This window comes from Streptomyces sp. NRRL WC-3618, from assembly GCF_001280005.1.
GTDB lineage: Bacteria > Actinomycetota > Actinomycetes > Streptomycetales > Streptomycetaceae > Streptomyces.
This window is the reverse complement of the sequence record NZ_LGDW01000178.1, coordinates 1-3560: the sequence shown is the minus strand read 5'-3', so window position 1 is coordinate 3560 and position 3560 is coordinate 1. Positions and strand designations below refer to the sequence as shown.

General features: G+C 70.3%; 4 protein-coding genes. 3 read left to right on the top strand and 1 reads right to left on the bottom strand.

Annotation, left to right across the window (positions count from 1 at the left end):
• Positions 1–140: 140 nt before the first annotated feature.
• Positions 141–893: a hypothetical protein gene (locus ADL01_RS18480; protein WP_053743113.1), complete on the bottom strand. Its 753-nt coding sequence runs from the start codon at positions 891–893 to the stop codon at positions 141–143.
• A 188-nt stretch (positions 894–1081) separates the two neighbouring features.
• Here ADL01_RS18480 and ADL01_RS18475 point away from each other — a divergent pair, with 188 nt between their 5' ends.
• The 3 genes from ADL01_RS18475 (at position 1082) to ADL01_RS18465 (ending at position 3543) form a co-directional block, all read left to right on the top strand.
• The gene (locus ADL01_RS18475; protein ID WP_053743112.1) at positions 1082–2026 is read left to right on the top strand and encodes a Ppx/GppA phosphatase family protein; all 945 of its coding nucleotides are present in this window, start codon (positions 1082–1084) and stop codon (positions 2024–2026) included.
• 66 nt (positions 2027–2092) lie between these two features.
• The gene (locus ADL01_RS18470; RefSeq protein WP_053743111.1) at positions 2093–2932 is read left to right on the top strand and encodes a sugar phosphate isomerase/epimerase family protein; all 840 of its coding nucleotides are present in this window, start codon (positions 2093–2095) and stop codon (positions 2930–2932) included.
• A complete protein-coding gene (locus ADL01_RS18465) occupies positions 2929–3543 on the top strand; it encodes a TetR family transcriptional regulator (RefSeq protein WP_053743110.1) in 615 nt (204 codons plus the stop codon). Before ADL01_RS18470 ends, ADL01_RS18465 begins: the two co-directional genes overlap by 4 nt.
• The last annotated feature ends 17 nt before the right edge of the window (positions 3544–3560 follow it).

Sequence of the window (3560 nt, the reverse complement as noted above, 5' to 3'; positions counted from 1 at the left end):
ACCCGGAGCCCACCCCGACCCCCACACCCACGGCGTCGGTGACCGCCACCCCGGCCGACCCAGGTGGCTCCTCGCCGCCCGTCGAGAGCGACAGCCCGAGCCCCGTGACGGCCTCCTGAGTCCGTCGCGAGTCCGTCGCGTCAGCGAACGGGATCAGCGGGATGCGGAGCCAGCAGCGGCAACTGCGAGGCCAGCCGCTCCTCACAGAGCTCGACCAGCCGGTCGTACCCCGCCTTGCCCATCAGTTCGATCAGCTCCGGCCGGTAGGACACGTACACCGCGTCGCCCGCGCCGTGCGCCGAGGTCGCCGACGTGCACCACCAGTGCAGGTCGTGGCCGCCAGGACCCCAGCCGCGCCGGTCGTACTCACCGATCGACACCTGCAGCACGCGCGTGTCGTCGGGCCGGTCGATCCAGTCGTACGTCCGCCGCACCGGAAGCTGCCAGCAGACGTCCGGCTTGGTCTCCAGCGGCTCCAGACCCTCGCGCAGCGCCAGGATGTGCAGCGAGCAGCCCGCGCCGCCCGCGAACCCGGGCCGGTTCTGGAAGATGCAGGACCCCTGGTAAGGCCGGGTCTGCCGCGACCCTTCCTCGTCCTCCGAGGTCCAGCCGGACTCGGTGCCGACGTCATGGTTCTGCCAGATCTCGGGCGTGAGCCGCGCCACATGTCCGGCGACGCGTTTCTCGTCGTCCTCGTCGGAGAAATGGGCACCCAGCGTGCAGCAGCCGTCGTCCGCGCGTCCGGCCTGGATGCCCTGGCAACCGCTTCCGAAGATGCAGTTCCAGCGAGAGGTCAGCCAGGTCAGATCACAGCGGAAGACCTGCTCGTCGTCGGCGGGATCAGGGAATTCGACCCACGCGCGCGCGAAGTCGAGCCCCTTCTCGTCGCCCACCTTGGCCGACTTCGAAGATTTTGTGGGCTTCGAGGGCTTCGGGGACTTCGCGGAGGGGGCTGACGTTGCCGACTTGTCGGCCTTTGCCTTATTCGTCTTTGGCACGGGTCCAGGGTAAGACGCCCGGACCCCTTTTCGGCAACGCTCCGGGGACGGATGCGGGCGCGGCTGGCAGTAGCGTTCCGTCCATGAGACTCGGTGTCCTCGACGTGGGATCGAACACGGTGCATCTGCTGGTGGTGGACGCACACCCCGGCGCGCGCCCCCTGCCCGCGCATTCGCACAAGGTCGAGCTGCGGCTCGCCCAACTTCTCGACGGCGCCGGAGCCATCAGCCCCGAGGGGGTCGACAAACTCGTCGCGGTGGTCCGGGACGCGCTCCAGGCCGCCGAGGACAAGGGCGTCGTGGATCTGCTGCCGTTCGCCACCTCCGCCGTGCGCGAGGCCAGTAACGCCGACGACGTCCTCGCGCGCGTGCAGGCCGAAACAGGCGTCGAGCTCCAGGTCCTGACCGGCTCCGAGGAGGCCCGCCTCACCTTCCTCGCCGCCCGGCGCTGGTTCGGCTGGTCGGCCGGCAAACTCCTCGTCCTGGACATCGGCGGGGGTTCCCTGGAGATCGCCTACGGCATAGACGAGGAACCCGACACGGCCGTGTCCCTCCCGCTCGGCGCCGGCCGCCTGACCTCGGGCTGGCTCCCCGGCGACCCGCCCGACCCCGACGACATCAGGTCCCTGCGCCGCCATGTACGCGCCCAGATCGCAGGTTCGGTGGGCGAGTTCAGCCGCTTCGGCGCTCCTGACCACGTCGTCGCCACGTCGAAGACGTTCAAGCAGCTCGCCCGGCTGGCCGGCGCGGCCCGCTCCACGGACGGCCTCTACGTCCAGCGCGAACTGAGGCGCGAGGCCCTGCAGACGCTGGTCCCCGAGCTCGCCTCCATGACGACGGCGAAACGGGCGGCACTCCCCGGCGTCTCGGAAGGCCGGGCCAACCAGCTTGTCGCGGGCGCCCTGGTGGCCGAGGCGGCGATGGAGCTCTTCGCCGTGAAAACCCTGGAGGTCTGCCCCTGGGCCCTGCGGGAGGGCGTCATCCTGCGCCGCCTGGACCACATGGGCACTCATATGGGCACCGAGTAGACCGAACCCCAGTGGCGAACAGGCGCCCCACCACTGGCCAACCCACTCACCCCGTAATCTGTCCCCATGGCGGAGCCAGTCGTACGCATCCCGGATGCGAAGGTCGCGCTGTCCACAGCCTCCGTGTACCCGGAGTCGACGGCGACGGCCTTCGAGATCGCCGCACGTCTCGGATACGACGGCATCGAGGTCATGGTCTGGACGGACCCGGTCAGCCAGGACATCGAGGCCCTGCGCAGACTGAGCGACTACCACCAGATCCCCATCCTCGCGATCCACGCGCCCTGCCTCCTCATCACCCAGCGCGTCTGGTCCACGGACCCCTGGACCAAGCTCAAGCGCGCCCAGGCGGCCGCCGAGAAGCTCGGCGCGTCGACCGTCGTCGTCCATCCCCCCTTCCGCTGGCAGCGCCAGTACGCGCGTGACTTCGTCACCGGCATCTGGCGCATGGCGAACGAGACGGACGTCCGGTTCGGCGTCGAAAACATGTACCCCTGGCGCTACCGCGACCGCGAGATGCTCGCGTACGCCCCCGACTGGGACGTCACGAAAGAGGACTACCGGCACTTCACGATCGACCTCAGCCACGCCTCGACGGCCCGCGGCGACGCCATGGAGATGATCGGCGTCATGGGCGGCCGGCTCGGCCATGTCCACCTCGCCGACGGCAACGGCTCCAACAAGGACGAGCACCTGGTCCCGGGCCGCGGCACGCAACCCTGCGCCCAGGTGCTCGAACGGCTCGCGCTCACCGGATTCGACGGCCATGTCGTCATCGAGGTCAACACCCGCCGTGCGATGTCCGGCGTCGAGCGTGAGGCCGACCTCGCCGAGGCGCTCGCCTTCACCCGCCTCCACCTGGCATCGGCCGTCAGAGCCGTCCCGGGCGGGGGGCCGCGCCCATGACCAGCGCGGCCCCCCGCCGCCGGGGACGTCCCTCCCGTACGGATGCCGCGGACGCCCCCGCCGCCCGCGACCGCATCCTGGCGGCGGCCCGCGAGGAGTTCGCCGAGCGGGGCTACGAGAAGACGTCCGTACGCGGCATCGCCAAGGCCGCGGGCGTGGACCCGGCGCTCGTGCACCACTACTTCGGCACCAAGGAACAGGTCTTCGAGGCGTCCATCGAGGTCGCCGTCGGCCCTCTTCTGAACGCCCCCGGCTCGATCGCCGAAGGCCCCCTCGACGGCGCCGGGGAACAACTGGCCCGCTTCTTCTTCGGCGTGTGGGAGAACCCGGCCACGCGCAATGCGCTGCTCGCGATCGTCCGCTCCGCCATGAACAACGAGGCCGCGGCCGGAGTCTTCCGCCGCCTGATCTCCGCCCAGCTGCTGCGCCGTATCGCCGCCCAGCTGGACCTCCCGGACGCCGAACTCCGCGCCGAACTGGCCGCCGCCCAACTCGTAGGCATAGCGATGCTCCGCTACGTCATCAAGGTCGAACCCCTGGCCTCGGCAACCCCGGACCAGATCATCAAAAGGGTGGCCCCAGTGATCCAGTCCCACCTGGCAGGCCCGTGAGCTTAGAGGGCGGGCGC